Below are 18,011 nucleotides of genomic sequence, written 5' to 3'. Positions count from 1 at the left end.
TGGATCTAGTGGAGCCAGTGGAGCCAGTGGAGCCGGTTGAGCCGGTTGAGCTGGGGGTGCTGGGGTGGGCGTTCGGCACGGGTGTCTCGCCTGGTCTCTCGCGGTTGCGACGGATGCGATGTTTGCCATGCGTGTGGCTTCCACGGCGGTGTGGACGGTGGCCCTCGCACGACCACGGCGGCAGCGGAGGAAGAGGTCACGCACTTGTCATCAACTGATGACATCGGTTGATGACATAGTTGTCCAGTCCGGCGGGGAGAGTGTCGGGCAGGTCACACTCGGCGCGTGCGGGCTAGTCGGGGCGTCGGCGTGCGGAACGGGACGAAAGTGACCGTCGGACCGATGGTCTCGACGGAGGGTTCTGCGCTCGGCTCCCGGGGGATGTGCGGCCGCTCCCCGGGCGGGCGCGCGTCACCTGGCCGGCGGTCGTGGCGAGCTGGTGGACGATCGGTGCGGCCGCAGGGAATCTGCTCCGGCGGTGCCCGTCCGGGAAGGGGCCGCAGCGGGTGGGTTGCGGCTGGGTGCGGCAGATTGCGGCGGGGTGTGGTCAGCGCGGCTGAGTGGGGTGGGCGCGGCTGGGTGCGGTGCGCGGCTGGGTGCGGTGGGCGCGGCTGGCTGCGTGGGCACGGCGTGGCGGAGGGGTGACCGGGGGTGGAGCGTGAGGTGGCGGAGAAGGTCGCGGGCGGCCGGGGTCGGAAAGGGCGATTTCGAGACCGGTTTCAGGCGTGCGTGGGGAGGCGGCCTCAGGCGAGGGTGGTGAGCTCCGAGCGGGAGGGCCAGTGGGCGAGCCGGCCGGAGGCCAGCAGCGACGCGGCGTGCAGGGCGGTGCGCACGGCCTGCACCAGTGGGGTCTTGCCGGCCAGGAGGGCGGCCAGCACCCCGCGGAAACAGTCCTCGGAGCGCTGGTCCTGAACGGCTTCGTCGTCCACCGGTGTGCTGATCTGTTCCGGTGTGCGCCCGGGAGCGGCCAGAAGGGCGGTGCCGGCGCCCACCGGTACCACGACGGTGACCCGCAGCCGCTCGGCCAGATCCCGCGCCTGGGCGGGAACGCCGGCGTCGGCGGGCGCGTCGCTCAGCGCCCGCAGGGCGTCCGGGGTGGGGGTGAGCAGGTGCACGAACGGCGCGAAGGTGGCCACCCAGGTGCGTGAGACACCAGGCTCCAGAACCACTTTGCCGCGGGCGTGGTAGAGCGCGGCACGCACCACCTCGGGCGGCAGCGACATGTCCACCAGCAGCACGTCGGCGGTGGCGGCCGGGGCGGTGGTGACGTGCCGGCCCAGCGGGATCTCGTCCGGGTCGCTGCCCAGGCGGAACCGGGAGCAGTCCACGTCCAGCCGCCGCAGGTCACGCATCATGGCGGTCCACCCGCCCTCCGGCCAGGCGGCCGACTCCTGCGGGCCCTGGTCGCTGATCAGCGCGACGCCCGGGGAGCCGCCCAGGAAGGCGGCGGCCGCCGCGGCCCGCCCGGCACCACGCCCCAGCACCACGACGCGATTCGCCCGGCTCATCAAACCATTCCCTCCGACCGACAGATCCGAGGCAGATCGTAGCCGGGACCGACGTCCCCCCTTGACCGCGCGGCCGGCCTGGTGCTGGAGGCCATACCCGTGAGGGCGCTGGACAGCCTCCTGCCCTCTTGCGGACGCGCCGGTCTCGGCACCTGCGCGATGTACGGCAAGCCGCTGCCCGGCGACCTCACGATCGCCCGCACGGCCGTCTCCCGGGCCCGGGACCTGCCGCTCGCCGGGCCGGACAGCATCACGATGCCGCGGCGCTGGACCCGCCGGGGATCACCGGGACAGCGTGCGCAGGACGGCGAGAACGACTGCGGCGACGGCGATGACGGCGGCGGGCGGGGCGCCGGCGAGGTCACGCACCCGCAGGTGCGTGCCGACGGCGCCGACGAAGTAGAGCGCCAGGCAGACGGCGGCGACGATGCCGAGGGGCGCCCACCAGATGCCCACGATCAGGCCGCCGGTGCCGGCGATCTGGAGGACGGCGAGAACCGGCAGGAGGCGGTCGGGCACCTTCAGGGTGGTCATCTGGTCGACCATCCGGGGCGGGCGGAGGAACTTGGCCGTGGCCGAGAGGATCTGGACCACGGACATCAGGACGGTGACGACGACGTAGGCGGTGAACACGGAAGACCTCGGTTCTGGGGAATGACGAGTGGAAAGGGCTGGCGTTCAGCGGGATCCGTGATGCTGCGGGGGAGGGGCGTCGGGCGCGAGGCCATGGTCGACGACGGCGCGGTGGACGCGTGGCGGGGCGTGGTCACCCGCGCTGATGCCGGTGGGGGAGCGGGCGGCGAGCCCGGTCCCGGCGGCCGGATGGGTGGTGCGTGGCATGTCTTCGACGGTAGGGAGCCGTCAGGAACCTGAAGGTACCCTTCGGCCATGAGTCTGCGTCCCGGAACCGTTTTCCTGGCCGACTGCCCCGCCCGGCTGGCCATCGAGGTGATCACCGGCAAGTGGGCGGTGGTGACGTTGTTCGCCCTGAGCGAGGGACCGCTGCGGCACGGGGAACTGGTCGAGCTGATCGGTGGGGTCTCGCGCAAGGTGCTCACGCAGACGCTGCGGCGGCTCCAGCAGCACGGGCTGGTGGAACGGCGCGTCTACGCGGAGGCGCCGCCCCGGGTGGAGTACAGCCTGACCGAGCTCGGCGAGTCGCTGCGGGAACCGATCGTGGCCCTGACCGCCTGGGCCCGGCTGAACGGTGCGGAGGTGGCCGGGTTCGGCGAGGCGGGCTGATTCCCGGTCAACCGCCCGCACCGGCGCGCGACTGCCCGCGCCTGGGCCCGGCGTCCCGCGCCGTCCCGTGACCAGGCGGCCCCGGACGACCGGCCCGCCGTTCCTGCCCCCGGTGACCTTGATCGCCCGCGAACGCTGGCCAACCGGGGACGGCGGTGGTTAGCGTTTCAAAGGTGTTCGGGGCCAACTGCTCTGAACATCCCCAGACATCCGCGGCCGGGCCGGTGACCGCGGAACCGGTGGTGGCCTCGGCCGTCGCCGGACCCGGCCCGGTCGCGGATGCTCATCTGCGCTGTCCGAGTCTCAGCTCACTTCTTCGTCGCGAAGTCCTGGGTCCACCAGATGGCGCCCTTGCTGTCGATGTAGGCGCCGACGCCGATGCTGGTGAACGAGCAGTTGACGATGTTGTCCTTGTGCGCCTTGTCCTGCATCCAGCCGCTGGAGGTGTAGCCGGTGCCGTTCTTGGTGTAGGTGCCGCCGTACATCACGTCGTGGGCGTTGACGAACCACACGCCGCCCTTGCCGCCCGCGGCGTTCTCGCCGACGCCGGTCCAGTTCTTGTAGCCGGCCTTGGTGATGCGGGTGCCCAGGTCGTCCTCACCGGCGAACTGGTGGCCCTGGGCCTGGTTCTTGGCCTGCACCTTGGAGTGCTTGAGCGCGGCCTTCATCAGCGCCGTGTTCTTCTTGACCGGCTTGCAGCCCGCCTTCTTGCGCGCCTTGTTGGTGAACTGGATCACCTTGTTCTGAAGCTTCTTCTGCCGCTTGGCCTTCTTCGTTGCCGCAGCCGAAACGGTCGACGCGGCGGACACACTCGACGATGAGTCGCTGCTCGCCGGTGAGGCGGTCGCCGCGGACCGGCCCAGGAACAGGGCACCGAGCACGAGCAGGGCGACCGGGACGGCGATGAACGACAGACGGCGCGGCGTGAACCGCGACTTGCGGGGCGTGGACACGGAACTCCCAGGAAGGTTCGGTGATTGGCCGTCCGCAACCTACTATCCATCCCGGCCGGCCTGGCCCCCGGAGAGCTGGAAAGGCCAGGTTTTACCCGGGCTTGGACACGGTTTAAGCGACGAACACGGTGCGTGCCCGGGATGCTGCCGAGCGTCGGTCCGGTGCCCACCGGCGGGCCGGGGAGCGGGTCGCGAGCAAGGGCGGAGCGGATCCGCCCCTGCTCCGTCGTCCTTCTGCGGAGTGCCTTTCGGGGTCTTCCTGCTGAGTGACCGCGTCGAAGGCGTGGAAGATCGGATCGGACCTGGAGCCGAAGTAGCCAGACCGTGGCCCGCCCGACCCCGCGATACGGTTCCTTCCGTGAGGCCGCTTATCCACGACGGGGGTCCGACGAGGACTGCCGGTGGGGCCGGAACTGGTGTGCGCTGTCGCGGAACTGCCTGGGAGAGGTTCCGACCACGCGCCGAAACGCTGTGCTGAAGGCACTCTCGGACTCGTAGCCGATGGCGAGGGCCAGTTCGGAGATGCTGCGCCTGTCACGGCGCAGGGCGTCGCGGGCCAGGCTCATCCGCCATTGGATCAGGTATTCCACCGGTGTGGTCCCGACCTGGTCCTTGAAGGAGGCGGCGAACGCCGAGCGGGACATGTGGCTGAGGCCGGCCAGTTCCTGGAGGGTCCACCGGTGTGCCACGTCGGCATGCATGGCGCGCAGGGCGACACCGATACCGCCGTCGTTGAGCGCCCCCAGCCAGCCGGCGGGCCGATCGGTCTGCTCGGCGTGGGCCCTGAGCACCTGGACGAACAAGATCTGGACGAGGTGGTCCAGCACCAGATCACGTCCGACGGAGCGGCTCTCGATCTCCGCGCTCAGCAGGTCGGTCAGGCTGGACAGCAGGCGGTTTCGTGGATCGCCGGCCCGCACGTGGACCAGGTGCGGCAGGACGTCGAGGAGCATGGGGGCGTTCGGCTCGTCGAACGAGAAGTATCCGCCGCACAGGTAGGTGTCTTCCTCGGCCTCGTGCCCGATGCGGGCCACCCCGTCGACGGCCGCGTCCCAGAGTGGTTGCGCGGGAACCGCTTGCGGCGTTGCTCGGCTGCTCAGGACGTAGGACGGGGTGTCGGCCAGAAGATAGAAGTCTCCCTCGCGCAGCAGGACGGGCTCGTGACCGTCGAGGGTGAGCCAGGACTCGCCCCGCACGACACCGCCGATCTTCACATGGCTGAAGGCCTCGAACCGCAGCGCCCAGGTTCCGCCGGCGCGCAGGGCGGGGTCGATGACCGTACGCGGACGCAGCAGGGCGATGGCGTCGGCGATCGGATCAGTCGACGACGCTTCGCCGGACGATGCGTAAGAAAGGCTGGACTCCACATGATGGATCGTATCTGCGGCGCGGGGCACGATGGAACTCGTCAACGCCACACCTCATCAGAGACCGCAAGGAACACCCATGGCCAGCAACGATCTTCACGAGTTCTACGCCGAGTACGTCGCCGTTCTCAACCACCGCGAACTGCACCGCCTGGACGAGTTCGTCAACGACGAGATCACCTACTTCGGCGACCGGGCCACCCGGGAGCAGGTGATCGCCGCGATCACCGCCGAGATCGAGGCGGTGCCCGACCTCAGCTGGGAGGTGCGGGACTTCGCCGTCGACGGCGTCAATCTGGCCGCCCGGCTGGTCAACAAGGGCACCCCGGTGAAGCCCTGGCTCGGCGTCGAACCCACCGGAAAGTCCTTCGAGATCACCGAGTTCGCCGTCTACCGGACTCTCGGCGGGCGCTACACCCACATGGCCAACCTGCACGACTCCGAACTGCTGAAGAAGCAGCTGCACGGCTGAGCAGCCCACACCGCTCGGGCCGGCATCGCCGGCTCGAGCGCGGCGGACGGCTCTCCCGGGGCTGTTGTGTCATGGTCGACAAAAGGGTGAAATCACCTCCAGGATCCTCTGATCTCTGAGACGTTGGTGGCGCTGGCCACATCTTCTCTCGCCCGGAGGCATTCCTTGGTGCTGCCCAGAATTCGTTCGATCGCGCTGCTGCTGGGAACCGCTCCGCTGCTGCTGACCGCCCCGGCGGCGCAGGCGGCGGACGGCCGGGCCCAGGCCCGCGTGCTGGCCGATCCGCAGGGCCACTACTGGCAGTTCCTCTACGACACGGCGCCCGGCGCCAACGATCTGAGCGTCGCGGTGCAGGCCGCGGACGACCGTTCCTCGTTCACCTACACGGTGCACGACAGCAGCGAGATCGAGGCCGGTGACCGGTGCACCCACCCGAAACCAGAAGACCTGACCTGGGTCACGTGCGTGGTGGAGAACTACCGCGACCCCGACACGAATGCCGCACCCCATCTCGCGCTCTCGACGGGTGACGGCAACGACGGGGTGACCTTCTGGAACACCGAATCGGCGGCCGGGACCTCCAGCAACGTCGATCTCGGCCCGGGCGACGACCGCTACGGCCCGGGCCAGACGACCGTCTGGGACAACACCGCGGTCCAGGGTCAGGACGGCGACGACAACATCCGGCTCTGTGCGAGCGGGTGGGCCGCGGGCGGCGAGGGCGACGACGACATCACCACCTTCGTCGGCCCGGTCGAGGCCTACGGGGGTGCGGGCGACGACCGCATCACCGGCGGCCCCTACGCCGACCGTCTCGACGGCGGCACCGGGGGCGACACCGTCCAGGGCAACGACGGAAACGACCACATCACCGGCGCCCAGGGTGACGACATCCTGTACGGCGCCCAGGGAGACGACCTGATGTACGGCAACAGCGGCGACGACGTGATGTACGGCAACAGCGGGGACGACGTCATCTCCGGCGGGCCCGGCACGGACACGATCTCCGGCGGCCCGGGCAACAACACCGTCACGGACTGAGGTGATCGCTCTCGGCAGGTCTTCCCGTCGCAGGAGCCAGGGGCTCGCAGTCCGGCACACCCGTGGGTCGGCGCTGTTGAGGGTGGCCAGGTGCGGTGGTGGCTCGGGCGATCTTCGGCTGGAGGAGCTTCGGCAGGGGGCGCGTCGAAGCAGCCGACGTGGTCCATGAACCGCCTTTGAGTCTTCCGGGCAGTGCAGGTGGCTGGTCTCGAACCAATTTCCACGGAATTGGCCGCCGGAGCGCTAGGCTTTAAATTGGAGCCAGTCCCCATTTAAAGTCGAGGAGATTACGTGGCGCTGCAACCCGATGGCGAGGTCGTCGAAGACCGCCGGCGCCTGGTCGATGCGGTGGGGCGAGCCCTGACTCTGCTGGGGGAAGGCAGTTCGGCCGACGCTGTCGAAGCTGAGGGAATCGACTTCAAGGAAGAGGCCGGTCGCCGGGGCCGGGCCGGGGTCATCCTCCCCGGCCAGCCCCGTAGCGAGGCGGTGGCGACGCAGCTGGCCGACGAGGTGGCCTGCCTGGCGAACACGCCGTCCGGTGGGGCTCTGATCGTCGGTGTCGCTGACGACGGGACAGTGATCGGAGCGGTCTCCGAGCGCGACTGGCTGCGTCAGCGGATCCATGAACGCGTGGACATCGCACCGGCCGTCGAGGAGAGGTGGCTGCCGGACGGCACCAGACTCCTGGTTCTCCTGGTCGCAGCCGCGAGGGAGCCGGTGGAGAACGTCGCCGGCAACCTCAGGTGGAGGGTGGGTGCCCGATGCGCGCCTGTCGACCGGTCCGAGTGGTGGCAGGAGCGGCTGCGTCGCCAGGGGGCAGATCCCCTCACCGCGCGGACGGAACGAACCGATGACGACATCTCCGCCGACGCGTTCGCGGCTCTTCGTCGGTTGATCCGAGGGGCAGGCCCGCACAGTGAACTGCTCGACCTGTCCAGGCGCGACATGCTCACCCGCGTCGGTGTTCTGCTGCCGGACCGGCATCTGACAGCGGCTGGGGTTCACATGCTCCTTCCCGCGCCTCGCACCGTCGTCGAACTGGTCGCCCTGGACGTGCCCGGCGGCGATGTGACGTTGACGATGCCCGACATGAGCGGACTGAGCTTGATCGAGCAGCTCGCGGAGGTCGAAGGACGACTCGAGTCGCTGGATCGCTCGGTGAGCCTACCGAGAGGCTTGCAACTGGGGTCGGTTCGCCAGATCCCCTGGCTGGCCGTTCGTGAGGCGCTGCTCAACGCCCTGGTGCACCGGGACTGGCTCCCACGCGAGGCCGTGCACATCTCCTGGGTGGAGGAAGACGCGAGTATGGATGTGGTCTCTCCGGGTGGCTTCGCGGGTGGGGTCACCGGTGACACGGTCCTCTCGTCCCGGTACTCGCGGAACCCGGCCCTGGCCGATTTCGCCCGCGCGCTGGGCCTGGTCGAGCGTCAGGGCGTGGGGGTGGATCGTATGTACCGCGAAATGGTGACCCTGGGGCATCGCCCGCCCGTGATCCGGGAAGAACCCGGGCCTCAGGTGAGGACACGCCTGGTCGGCGGGCGTCCTCTGGACGCTGTGCTGGCCGTCACCGGAGCGGTGAATCCCGTGTCCAGACGCCGGGACGTGCGCGTCTCCCTGGCCATTCATGCTCTGCTGCGTGACGGATTTGTGGGAGCCCGGAGTCTGTCGGTCCTTCTGCAGGTGCCGGCCGACGAAGCCGCCGAAGCGCTGGACGTCGCCATGGGGTGCTCCATCGACGGCGATCCGCTCCTGGTACCCGGAAGCCATCCCGTTCTGTTGCCAGGTGAGGCCGTGACCAGGCGTGTGGCCGGAGACCCCTCAGCCCTGGCCGTCGCCCAGCGCAGAGGCTTGATGCGGTGGTATCGCCCGGCCCCCGATGCCGCGCGCGTACTGGTGCGGCAGTTCCTCGCCGAGACCGACCGGATCTCGAGCAGTGATCTGGCCCAGATCACCGGCCTCACCCAGCAGGGGGCGCTACAGATGCTCATGAGGATGACCAACGAAGGTCATCTGGACCGGGGATCGGCCGCGCGAGGCAGGCATGCTCACTTCGTGGCGCGTTCACCCAGTGCGCCGTCCTGATGTCTTCACTGAAGTCCCCGCGGTCCTGAGCACAGCGCAAACGCGGCCTTTCGGAAGAAGATCCGATGGCCGACCAGGCACGGGGGACGCCTGGGGGTCAGCGACCCGAAACCCGTTTCTCCGCAATGGCCGACGCGCTACGGAGCAGACTTGAGCAGCGTGGTGTCCCCGGCCCGGGGGCAGGCCGTAGAAGCGGCGGTACTCGCGGTTGAACTGGGTGCGCGCTCGGCGTCGGTCATGGTACGCACCGGCATCGGCCTCACTCCCGTTCTGTCTGCGATGAATTCGGCTCAGTCGGCCGGAACGGTGCCGAAGATCAAGGTGACACCGAACCGGTCGGTGAGCGTGCCGAAGGCCAGGCGATCGGCGTTGGGGGAGTGAGCCTCGACCGGGGCGAAGACGGCCCGGTCACCGTCGGGGGAGTCCTGGGGGACGCCGACCTGGGCGTACGTGGCCGCCATCACCTGTCCGCCGAAGACGGAGCGGTAGAAGGCCCAGGGCCTTACGGGCGTTGCCGCGGAAGTTCAGGTGCGTGGTCGCGGTGACCGACATGGTGGACGTCGCCAGGAAGGTTTGCGGGGATGCCCGCACGCGGGTGCGTGCGGGCACTCGGGAAAGCCGGGGCATCTACGCGGGTGTGGCTCCCGCGCAGGGCCGGTCTCGGCCAGCACCGTGAGTGCCGCGTCGAGAATGGCGGCGTTGCGCGAGGCGTCGAGCTGGGGGTCCGGGTGCGTCGGGGTTGCGCGCCACCGATCAGCTGGCTATAAATATCTCCATCAGCCGCTGTAGATTCTGGATCTCGGTGAGTGAAGGTTTACTACAGGCTGGACGAGAGAGACACAATCATCAGAACGCCTTGGTGGAGGTGGCTAGCAGTGCTTGTCCGTACCGACCCTTTCCGTGACCTGGACCGTCTGACCCAGCAGGTCTTCGGCACCTCGACCCGCCCGGCCGTGATGCCGATGGACGCCTGGCGCGAGGCAGACACGTTCGTCATCGAGTTCGACCTGCCGGGAGTCGACACCGACTCGGTCGACCTGGACGTGGAACGCAACGTCCTGACCATCCGCGCGCAGCGCCCGGCGCGGGAGTTCGACGGTGAGGTCCTGGCCTCCGAACGTCCCCGGGGTGTCTTCAGCCGTCAGCTCATCCTGGGCGACAACCTCGACACCTCGCGGGTGGCGGCGACCTACGACAACGGGGTGCTGCGTCTTCAGATCCCCGTCGCCGAGAGCGCCAAACCCCGCAAGATCAGCATCAGCTCGCCCGCGCGGGAGCCCCAGGCCATCCAGGCCTGAGCGACCGCCTCGTCGGACTGGAGTGAAAGGTCAGACAAGCCAGCAGGTCCCGGCGCCACGGCGCCGGGACCTGCTGGCTTCGCCCACCGCAGCCGACGATCCGCGGAGCAACCATGACGAGTACCGGCCATCTGGACGACGAGCACTACCCCGCCTACACGATGGGCCGGGCCGCGGAGATGATCGGGGCCACTCCCGCCTTCCTGCGCACGCTGGACGAGGCGCGACTGATCACGCCGCAACGGTCCGGCGGCGGGCACCGGCGCTACTCGCGTCACCAGCTGCGTCTGGCCGCCCGGGTGCGCTCGCTGCTCGACGAGGGCATCGCCCTCGAGGCGGCCGGCCGCATCGTCACCCTGGAGGACGAACTGGCCGACGCCCGGCGCATCATCGCCGGGTACGAGGGCGAGTAGCGCCGGCCCGCACACCTGCGGTCACAGCTCGCCGGGCGCCGGCACGCTGAACGAGGCGGTGAAGCCCGCGGCGTTCAGGTCCAGGTACAGCCGGCGCCGCAGCACGGCCAGCGCCTGCTCCCGCGAGGTGTCGGCCACCCGGGCGCTCACCCGCAGCACCACGTGGTCGTCACCGGCGTTGATCAGGCCCGCCAGACGGCTGCGGGTCAGCACCGGCACCTGCGCGTCTTCCAGCATGCTGCGCAGGCGCGCCAGGTCGTCCAGGTCGACGGCCGTGAACGGCAGCGGCGCCGTGTCGACCATGCCCGCGGTGGACGTGGTGGCCGTCGCCAGCGTCGCCAGCGCCCGGTGCGGGGCGCCGGGCACCAGCACCGGCAGGATCTCGGCCAGGGTGCCCGCCATCGAGCCCGCGTCCAGCGGGTTCGGGGCGGCGGCCGAGGCCAGGTCCCGGTCGAGCCGGTCCAGGCTGGTGCGCACCACCCGCTCGGCGGCGGCCAGTCGCCCCGCCGCGCTGGAGGGCAGCGTCGGGGCCTTGTCCGGTGACTCCTCGACGAAACCGGCCCGGATGTCGAGCGTCAGGTGCGACTGGGCCTGGGTGCGGTTGCCCAGCCGGTCGATCTTGCTGTGCCGCACGTGCCAGATCGTGCCGTCACGACCACGCAGCCGCGTGGTGCGCAGCCCGATCTCCTCCACCGTGCCGGCCGCGCCGAGCGTGGTGTCGATGAAATCGCCGATGCCGTAGGTGTCTTCGCTGAGCACGAACAGGCCGGCGATGATGTCGTTGGCCAGGCCGCGAAAGCTCACGGCGGCCACCACACCGACCAGCCCGGCGGTGAACACGCCGGCCTTGGACAGCCCGGTGCCCTGCACGAACACCAGCACACCGGTCACCGCCAGTGCCGCCGAGGTGAGGTGCGACAGCAGCGAGGCGATCGCCCGGGCCCGCTGTCTGCGGCGCTCGGTGGCCTGGCCCTGGGCCGGCATCGGGGTGCGCCACAGGGCCCGCAGGTCCCACCGGCTGGACCAGGGGCTGGTGGCGATCTTGTTCGCGACGGCGTGGATCACGCGGTGCGCGAGCAGACGCAGCACCAGCAGCACGGCCAGCAGCACGACGGCCTTGAACGCGTACTGGAGCACGGTGTCGGCCGCTCCGAGAAGGAGTCTGGTGAGGGCGTCCGGGCCGTCGTGCGCGGCGTCGGAGACCTGGTTCCACATCTGTGTGGGGGAGGGGGAGGGTGATGGGTCTACGTCCGCCGCCGTGTCCGTGAGGGAGGGGATCACGGCGGGTGTTGCGGGAGACACGAGGGTCCTTTCTCGCCCGGGATCCGGAGAACCGGGAAGTTGCGGTGGATCGAGCGGCGCCGTCGCCACCACTACCCAACCACAAAAGTTACAGATTTATGTCGTGTTTTCGAAGTCACCCGAAAGAGCTTGCGAGATAGGAACAATCCGTCATCGACAGCACGTCGTTGTCGTGGTGATCATCGAAAAACCTTTTCATGGACGGCGAATGGGCCGTTCGGCTACCCGGCGACCGTAGCGATCAGCCCGTCGAGCAGGGCCCTGCGGGCCTGGCGCCGACCGGGCGAGCCGGCGGCGTGCCAGGTGCAGGCGATCTCCAGTGCCGCGACCCGCCCCGTCGCCGTCACCCTGGCGACCGCATCGGTCACGGACCGCACCGTGGGCCCGGCCGTGGTCGGGAAGAGCAGCCCGGGAACCTCTTCGGGGTCCGCCACGTCGAGATCCACGTGCAGCAGGAGCGGCCCCTCGGGAAGCAGCTGCGCGGTGAGTGCCTCCACGTCGCTGCGCCGCACCGGGCTGCCGGCCAGAAAGTCCCGTTCGGCCGGGTCCAGGTCGCGCGCCCCGACCAGGACGCAGCGCTCCTGCGCCACCGCGCGTAGCCCGAGCGGGCCCGTCAGGCGCTCGGGGTCGCCACCCATCAGCATGCGCAGCGAGGTGCCGCCCAGATAGCCGGAGGTGGACGACGCCAGCGTGTTCGAGTCGCCGTGGGCGTCGAACCAGACGACGCCCGGATCCACCCCGGCGCGCTGGAGTCCGGCGAGTGTGCCGGTGCCGGCGAGGCAGTCGCCGGTCAGCACCACGACCGGTCCCTGCCGGTGCGCGGCGGCCACCGCGTCCGCCAGGGCATCGAAAAGCACGGTCAGCCGATGCCATTGGCCGGAGTCCGGAAGATCCGGTTCGACCGTCGAAAAGCCGTCGAAGGGAATGACGTCCGCGGCGAGCCGCTCGTCCTGGTGGAAGGGCAGGACGATCGTCACGGTCATCCCGCAAGGCTACGTGAGGACGGCGACCGGTCCACCGGACACGGATTGGCCATCGCCGGACGGTCCGGCCCCGGCCAGGATGGCAGGGTGCGCGCATCCTCGAACCATCTGTTCCGCCTGATCCAGCTCGGTATCGGCCTGTTCCTCTACGGCGTCGCCACGGCGCTGATGGTGCGGGCCGCCGTGGGCGTCACGTCGTGGTCGGTGCTGACCCAGGGCCTGGAGCGCGTGATGCCGCTGTCGTTCGGCACACTCACCGTGCTCACCAGCTTCGTGGTGCTCATGCTCTGGATCCCGCTGCGCCAGAAGCCCGGCATCGGAACGGTTCTGAACGTGGTCGTGATCGGGCCGGCCGCCGACCTCACGCTCGTCCTGGTCGACGAGCCCGGCGGCCTGCTCGCCCGCTGGCTGCTGTTCACGGCCGGTCTGCTGCTGCTGGCGGTCTCGACCGCCTGCTACATCGGGGCCCGGTACGGCACCGGCCCGCGTGACGGCCTGATGGTCGGCCTGCACGAGCGGTTCGCCATGCCGATCTGGCGGGCCCGCACCCTGGTCGAGGTGACGGTGGTGGTCTGCGGTGCGCTGCTCGGCGGAGACCTCGGGATCGGCACCGTGGTGGCCACTTTCGCCATCGGCCCGCTGGTCCAGCCGCTCATGCCGGTGTTCTCGCGGCTGCCCTGGTCACCCACCCCCGACACCGGGCGCACTCCCGTGGAACAGGACGAACCGCAGTACGTCTGACCATGGTGGACGACGGTGAGCTTGTCGCGGGCTCACCGTCGTCCACCATTTTTTGCCCGTCAAGGACGGCGGTAGGCCTTGATCGACGGCAGTGCCCGGCCGGTGAAGTCGAACTGGGTGAGGTTGTCGTTGGGTGCCTCGGCGCCCGGCTCCCAGCCGACGCCCGGGACCCATTCCGGTTCCCAGGCCAGGAAGCCCAGCCCGTTGCCGCCCGGGATCCCGGTCAGGATGTCGCGGACCGCCTCGAACAGCCCGGCCTGGCCGGCCGGGGTGGCCGGAAAGCGGTCGATGTCGGGCAGCTCGCTGTCGGCGGTGACGATGTTGCCGCGCCCGTCGCCGTCCTCGAACGTCCACGGGTAACTGATCTCGGCCAGCAGCACGGGTTTTCCGTAGCGGCTCACCGAGTCCTCGAGGTTCTCCTTCAGCTGGGCCAGGGATCCGTGCCACATCGCGTAGTACGACTGGCCGATGATGTCGAACGGCACGTCCCACTCGGTGATGTTGTCGAAGAACCAGCGGGTGTCGTCGAGCTTGCCGCCGCGGTCGATGTGCAGCATCACCTTCAGACCGGCCCGGCCCGCTCCCTGGTGAGCGCCGGTGATCCCGGCCTTGAGCAGGGTGGTGAACTCGCTCCAGCGCTGCGTGCCGTCGTCGGGGTAGAGCTTGCCGACCGGCCACAGGATGCCCGCGGTGATCTCGTTGCCCATCTGGAAGATGTCGACGGGGGTGCCCTGGGCCGCGAACTCCCGCACCAGGTCACGCGTGTAGGTGCGCACCTTCTCGGTCAGCGCGGGCAGGTCGGTGGGCCAGCCGGCCGGGATCGGCTGCTTGCCCGGGTCGGCCCAGAAGTCCGAGAAGTGCGGGTCCAGAACAATCTTCAGCCCGGCCCGCTTCGCCCGCCGGGCCAGGGCCAGGGCGCGGGCCTTGTCGGTGTAGCCCTCCGGCGGGTCCACCCAGACCCGGATGCGCTGGTGCGTGGCCCCGGCCCCGGCGATGATCCGCTCGGCCGTGCGCACCCGCCCGGCCAGGTCGCGGTAGCGCACGCCCGCCTCCTCCAGCTGGGGAAGGAACGACAGGTCGGCGCCGCGGATGCTCAGGGCGCGCGAGCGGCCGGCCGTGGTGGCGGTGGTGGTGGCCGCCGCGGAGGCGGGGGAGGCGGCGAATCCGGCCAGGGCGATCCCACCGGCGGCGGCCAGCACCGAGCGCCGGCCGATTCGTGATTGCCCGCGCGGGGATTCGCCGGTCTCGGCGCTACCGAGGGCGTCGCGGGCGCGTGTGGGCTGGGACGGGTGGGGCGAGGGCATCGACGACCTCCGGGTGAACGTCCCGGACGGCGCCCGGCGGGCGCCCGTTCCGGAACCGGTCCGGCGCCGGTCTGGCACCGTGAGCGCTCACAGTCACGTGCGCCCGCCCGGCTTGTCAAGATTTGCCCACACGCCGGTCTCCGGGCGGTCCGCCGGCCCGGGCAGCGGCTATGGTGCAACCGACCGGTCGGTGGAGTGAGGGATGGCATGGCGGACGGCTCACCCACGCGGCCGGAAGCGGCGCAGACCTCGGGCGCGGCCGGGCCCCTTGACGCGCCCCGGCCCGAAGCCGTGCCCCGGTCCCAGGCCGTGCCGGCGGAAGCGGCCCATCCCAAGTCCCGCGGTGCCGCCCGCCGGGCCCAGCGTCGCGGCCCGACCATGGAAGACGTGGCCGAGGTGGCCGGCGTCTCGCGCGGCACCGTGTCCCGGGTGCTGAACGGTGCCTTCCACGTCAGCCCCGAGTCGCTGGCCGCGGTGCAGGCCGCGATGCGCGAAACCGGTTACGTGGTGAACCAGAGCGCCCGCAGCCTGGTCACCCGGCGCTCCGGCGCGATCGCGTTCGTGCTGTCCGAGCCGCAGGACCGGCTCTTCGAGGACCCGGTGTTCGGGGTGCTGCTGCGCACCTGCACGCAGGTGCTGGCCGAGGACGACCGCAGCCTGGTGCTCATGCTCGCCTCCACCCCGCAGGAGCAGTCGCGGGTGATGCGGTTCGTGCGGGGCGGGCACGTCGACGGGGTGCTGCTGGTGTCCACCCACGACGGCGACCCGCTGGCGGCGCAGCTCGACGAGGCCGGCGTGCCGGTGGTGGTGTGCGGGCGCCCGCCCGCCCCCGGCCTGCGCATGCCCTTCGTCGCCGCCGACGACCGCGGCGGGGCCCGGCTGATCACCCAGTATCTCCTGGACCAGGGCCGTCGCCGGATCGCCACGGTGGCCGGCCCGGACGACACGGCCGGTGGGGTGGAGCGGCTGGCCGGCTACCGGGACGTGCTGGGACGCCGCGTGCCGGCCCACGGGGTGGTGCGCGCGGACGACTTCAGCATCGCCGCCGGGCATGCCGCGATGACCGGTCTGCTGGCCGGATGCCCCTCTCTGGATGCGGTTTTCGTGGCCTCCGACCTGCTCGCGGTGGGGGCCCTGGAGGCTCTGCACGAGGCCGGTCGCCGGGTGCCCGAGGACGTGCTGGTGGGTGGGTTCGACGACTCCGCCGTGGCCGCCGCCACCCGCCCGCCGCTGACCACCGTGCGCCAGCCGCTGCCCCAGGTCGCCGCCGAGATGGTCGAGGTGCTGATGCAGCTCATCGCCGGGCGCCCGGCGTCATCCCGCGTGCTGCCCACCACGTTGGTGCGGCGCGGTTCCGCCTGACGTTTCCCGGGCTCTTGTCCGGATTGTCTGTGCGTGAGACTGTGAGCGCTCACAGTCCCGTCCATCTCAACGACGATGTGGAGCGGTCAATGAAGCTCAGGAACTGGGCCGCGGCAGCGGCGGCCGTGGTGGCTCTGGCCGGCGTCGGTGTCGCGGCGCCGCCGACGGCCGGTGCGGCCACCACCCTGACCATGCTGGGGGCGGACGTGTCCACCCTTCAGCGCAGCACCGAGCTGGGGCTGAAGTTCTACAACGCCTCCGGCACCGAGCAGGACGCCCTGGACATCCTCAAGGCCGACGGCGTCAACTACGTGCGGCTGCGGGTGTGGAACAACCCGGCCAGCGGCTACAACAACGCCGCCAAGGTGCTGGCCTATGCCAGAACGGTGAAGGCCAAGGGCCTGAAACTGCTGGTGGACTATCACTATTCGGACACCTGGGCGGACCCGGGCAAGCAGGCCAAGCCGGCCGCCTGGTCGTCGCACGGCATCGCCCAGCTCCAGACCGACGTCTACGACTACACCTACAAGCTCTGCACCGACCTGAAGGCCCAGGGCACCACGCCCGACAGCGTACAGATCGGCAACGAGATCAACGTCGGAATGCTCTGGAACGACGGCAAAGTCGTGAACAGCGACTTCACCAACCTGGGCCTGCTGCTGAAGGCCGGCTACAACGCGACCAAGGCGTGCAACAGCTCCACCCAGGTGATGATCCACACCGCGAACTCCGACAGCCTGACCAACGCCCGCTGGTTCTACGACGGGATCAAGGCCCAGGGCGTGAACTGGGACATCACCGGGCTGTCGTACTACTGCATGTGGCACGGCACCCTGGCCAACCTCTACAACGTGATCAGCGACGTGAGAACGCGTTACGGCAAACCGGTGGTGGTGGCCGAGACCGCCTTCCCGTTCACCGCCTCCAACGCCGACAGCACCGCCAACTCGGTGACCTCGGCCACCTGCGAGGGCATCACGACGTCGTGGGCCGGCCAGGCGACCGAGTTCTCGTACGTGCAGAACACCGCGCGCAACGCCGGGGCGATCGGCGTCTTCTACTGGGAGCCCACCTGGTACGGCGCCAATGCCGGAAACGGCTGGGACCCGGCCAACTTCGCCACCAGCGGCAACGGGTGGGACAACATGGCCGTGTTCAACTGGAGCGGGCAGGTGAACCCGACGATCAAGTGGACGCCGTGAGCCCCGTCATCCGCGCGGCGTGGCCACGATCCGGACCGTGATCTGAGACCAGGTCGCCGTCATCGGGGCCAGCTCCGCCGCGAGCGCGGTCGTCGGCTCGCCGAGTGAGGCGTCGGGCAGGAAGTGCACGCTCGTGCCCGTCCCGGTCGGCTCGCCCTGTTCGAGGGGCAGCAGGCCGGTGACGGGTACGCCGTGTTCGTAGCGCTGGGTCCAGGAGGCGTCGTGGCGGTGGTTGGTGTGCACCAGCCAGGTGCTCAGGGCGCAGACCACGGACATGCCCCGGCGGGGGTGCCCGTCGGGCAGCAGCTCGGCGCGGGGGTCGTCGAAGAAGCGCAGGTCCCTGGTCGACATCACCGGTTTACGCACCGCCCGGCCCTCGTCGTCGTGGCGGGTGTCGGTGCCGCGTCCGTCGTCCCGGACCGACACCGACCCGTCGCCGTGCAGGGTGACGACGGCGTGGCCGGTGCGGGCGAGGGCCGCGGCCTCGTCGGCGGCGTAGGCGAGCACCTCGAGCACCAGGTGCACGGCGCCGGTGGGCGCGAACACCGCGGGATGCTCGCGGACGGCGGCCAGGTGAGTGGCGTCGACCGTGGCGGCCCAGTCATGGGTGGTGTTGCGCCAGGAGGCCTGCGGGGTGGTCATGCGGGATTTATAACGGATGGCAACCTGGCTGTCGGCCGATGTCCGAGAGGGTTGATTGCCGATCACCAGACGCACCTGCTGGTCTGCGCGCTGGCCTGG

The 18,011-nt window shown here is 70.3% G+C and carries 19 protein-coding genes; 9 read left to right on the top strand and 10 right to left on the bottom strand.

Translation table 11 applies throughout. The features are described 5' to 3' along the window. Positions 1-743: 743 nt before the first annotated feature. From KIH74_RS32360 to KIH74_RS32350, 3 genes are all read right to left on the bottom strand, one after another. Positions 744-1,508 (bottom strand): carbohydrate kinase family protein, encoded by a 765-nt coding sequence (locus KIH74_RS32360; protein WP_214160225.1) that lies wholly within the window; start codon positions 1,506-1,508, stop codon positions 744-746. Positions 1,509-1,790: 282 nt separating this feature from the next. Next, positions 1,791-2,141: a DoxX family protein gene (locus KIH74_RS32355; RefSeq protein WP_214160224.1), complete on the bottom strand. Its 351-nt coding sequence runs from the start codon at positions 2,139-2,141 to the stop codon at positions 1,791-1,793. A 45-nt stretch (positions 2,142-2,186) separates the two neighbouring features. Then, entirely contained in the window at positions 2,187-2,348 is a 162-nt protein-coding gene (locus tag KIH74_RS32350; protein WP_214160223.1) for a hypothetical protein, read from the bottom strand. Positions 2,349-2,396: 48 nt separating this feature from the next. On the opposite strand from KIH74_RS32350, the gene KIH74_RS32345 reads away from it, so the two are divergent. Next, positions 2,397-2,750 carry a winged helix-turn-helix transcriptional regulator gene (locus KIH74_RS32345; protein ID WP_214160222.1) on the top strand — a complete coding sequence of 118 codons (354 nt, stop codon included), beginning with the start codon at positions 2,397-2,399 and terminating at the stop codon, positions 2,748-2,750. A 308-nt stretch (positions 2,751-3,058) separates the two neighbouring features. Here the strand turns inward: KIH74_RS32345 and KIH74_RS38150 are convergent, their stop codons facing one another. Continuing rightward, on the bottom strand, positions 3,059-3,703 hold the full coding sequence (locus tag KIH74_RS38150) for a CAP domain-containing protein (protein WP_214160221.1): 645 nt from the start codon (positions 3,701-3,703) through the stop codon (positions 3,059-3,061). Between the two features lie 368 nt (positions 3,704-4,071). Beyond that, entirely contained in the window at positions 4,072-5,070 is a 999-nt protein-coding gene (locus KIH74_RS32335) for an AraC family transcriptional regulator (protein WP_214160220.1), read from the bottom strand. 79 nt (positions 5,071-5,149) lie between these two features. On the opposite strand from KIH74_RS32335, the gene KIH74_RS32330 reads away from it, so the two are divergent. The 3 genes from KIH74_RS32330 (at position 5,150) to KIH74_RS32320 (ending at position 8,665) form a co-directional block, all read left to right on the top strand. Then, positions 5,150-5,542, top strand: coding sequence for an ester cyclase (locus KIH74_RS32330; RefSeq protein WP_214160219.1), 393 nt, complete (start codon positions 5,150-5,152; stop codon positions 5,540-5,542). 168 nt (positions 5,543-5,710) lie between these two features. Next, a complete protein-coding gene (locus KIH74_RS32325; protein ID WP_214160218.1) occupies positions 5,711-6,583 on the top strand; it encodes a calcium-binding protein in 873 nt (290 codons plus the stop codon). A 291-nt stretch (positions 6,584-6,874) separates the two neighbouring features. Further along, positions 6,875-8,665 carry a DUF5635 domain-containing protein gene (locus KIH74_RS32320; protein ID WP_214160217.1) on the top strand — a complete coding sequence of 597 codons (1,791 nt, stop codon included), beginning with the start codon at positions 6,875-6,877 and terminating at the stop codon, positions 8,663-8,665. Between the two features lie 290 nt (positions 8,666-8,955). Here KIH74_RS32320 and KIH74_RS32315 read toward each other — a convergent pair whose 3' ends face one another. Continuing rightward, entirely contained in the window at positions 8,956-9,126 is a 171-nt protein-coding gene (locus KIH74_RS32315) for a hypothetical protein (RefSeq protein ID WP_214160216.1), read from the bottom strand. A 414-nt stretch (positions 9,127-9,540) separates the two neighbouring features. Here KIH74_RS32315 and KIH74_RS32310 point away from each other — a divergent pair, with 414 nt between their 5' ends. Both KIH74_RS32310 and KIH74_RS32305 read left to right on the top strand, forming a co-directional pair. Continuing rightward, positions 9,541-9,963: an Hsp20/alpha crystallin family protein gene (locus KIH74_RS32310; RefSeq protein WP_214160215.1), complete on the top strand. Its 423-nt coding sequence runs from the start codon at positions 9,541-9,543 to the stop codon at positions 9,961-9,963. Between the two features lie 113 nt (positions 9,964-10,076). Then, entirely contained in the window at positions 10,077-10,376 is a 300-nt protein-coding gene (locus tag KIH74_RS32305) for a MerR family transcriptional regulator (RefSeq protein WP_214160214.1), read from the top strand. A gap of 21 nt (positions 10,377-10,397) precedes the next feature. Here KIH74_RS32305 and KIH74_RS32300 read toward each other — a convergent pair whose 3' ends face one another. Both KIH74_RS32300 and KIH74_RS32295 read right to left on the bottom strand, forming a co-directional pair. Then, the gene (locus KIH74_RS32300; protein ID WP_214160213.1) at positions 10,398-11,591 is read right to left on the bottom strand and encodes a mechanosensitive ion channel family protein; all 1,194 of its coding nucleotides are present in this window, start codon (positions 11,589-11,591) and stop codon (positions 10,398-10,400) included. 308 nt (positions 11,592-11,899) lie between these two features. After that, positions 11,900-12,661, bottom strand: a complete 762-nt coding sequence (locus tag KIH74_RS32295) for an arginase family protein (protein WP_214160212.1) — start codon at positions 12,659-12,661, stop codon at positions 11,900-11,902. A gap of 87 nt (positions 12,662-12,748) precedes the next feature. On the opposite strand from KIH74_RS32295, the gene yczE reads away from it, so the two are divergent. Then, positions 12,749-13,402, top strand: a complete 654-nt coding sequence (yczE, locus tag KIH74_RS32290) for a membrane protein YczE (protein ID WP_214160211.1) — start codon at positions 12,749-12,751, stop codon at positions 13,400-13,402. A 59-nt stretch (positions 13,403-13,461) separates the two neighbouring features. Here the strand turns inward: yczE and KIH74_RS32285 are convergent, their stop codons facing one another. Then, complete coding sequence (locus KIH74_RS32285; RefSeq protein WP_214160210.1) at positions 13,462-14,706, bottom strand: glycoside hydrolase family 53 protein; 1,245 nt, start codon at positions 14,704-14,706, stop codon at positions 13,462-13,464. Positions 14,707-14,913: 207 nt separating this feature from the next. Here KIH74_RS32285 and KIH74_RS32280 point away from each other — a divergent pair, with 207 nt between their 5' ends. Continuing rightward, entirely contained in the window at positions 14,914-16,068 is a 1,155-nt protein-coding gene (locus tag KIH74_RS32280) for a LacI family DNA-binding transcriptional regulator (protein WP_214160209.1), read from the top strand. A gap of 89 nt (positions 16,069-16,157) precedes the next feature. After that, positions 16,158-17,270, top strand: coding sequence for a glycoside hydrolase family 53 protein (locus tag KIH74_RS32275; protein ID WP_214160208.1), 1,113 nt, complete (start codon positions 16,158-16,160; stop codon positions 17,268-17,270). A 6-nt stretch (positions 17,271-17,276) separates the two neighbouring features. Here the strand turns inward: KIH74_RS32275 and KIH74_RS32270 are convergent, their stop codons facing one another. Continuing rightward, positions 17,277-17,912, bottom strand: a complete 636-nt coding sequence (locus KIH74_RS32270; protein ID WP_214160207.1) for a DNA topoisomerase subunit B — start codon at positions 17,910-17,912, stop codon at positions 17,277-17,279. Positions 17,913-18,011: the final 99 nt, after the last annotated feature.

Source organism: Kineosporia corallincola (genome assembly GCF_018499875.1).
Classification (GTDB): domain Bacteria; phylum Actinomycetota; class Actinomycetes; order Actinomycetales; family Kineosporiaceae; genus Kineosporia; species Kineosporia corallincola.
Note: the sequence above shows the minus strand (reverse complement) of the source record. Positions and strands in the feature narration are given on the sequence as shown.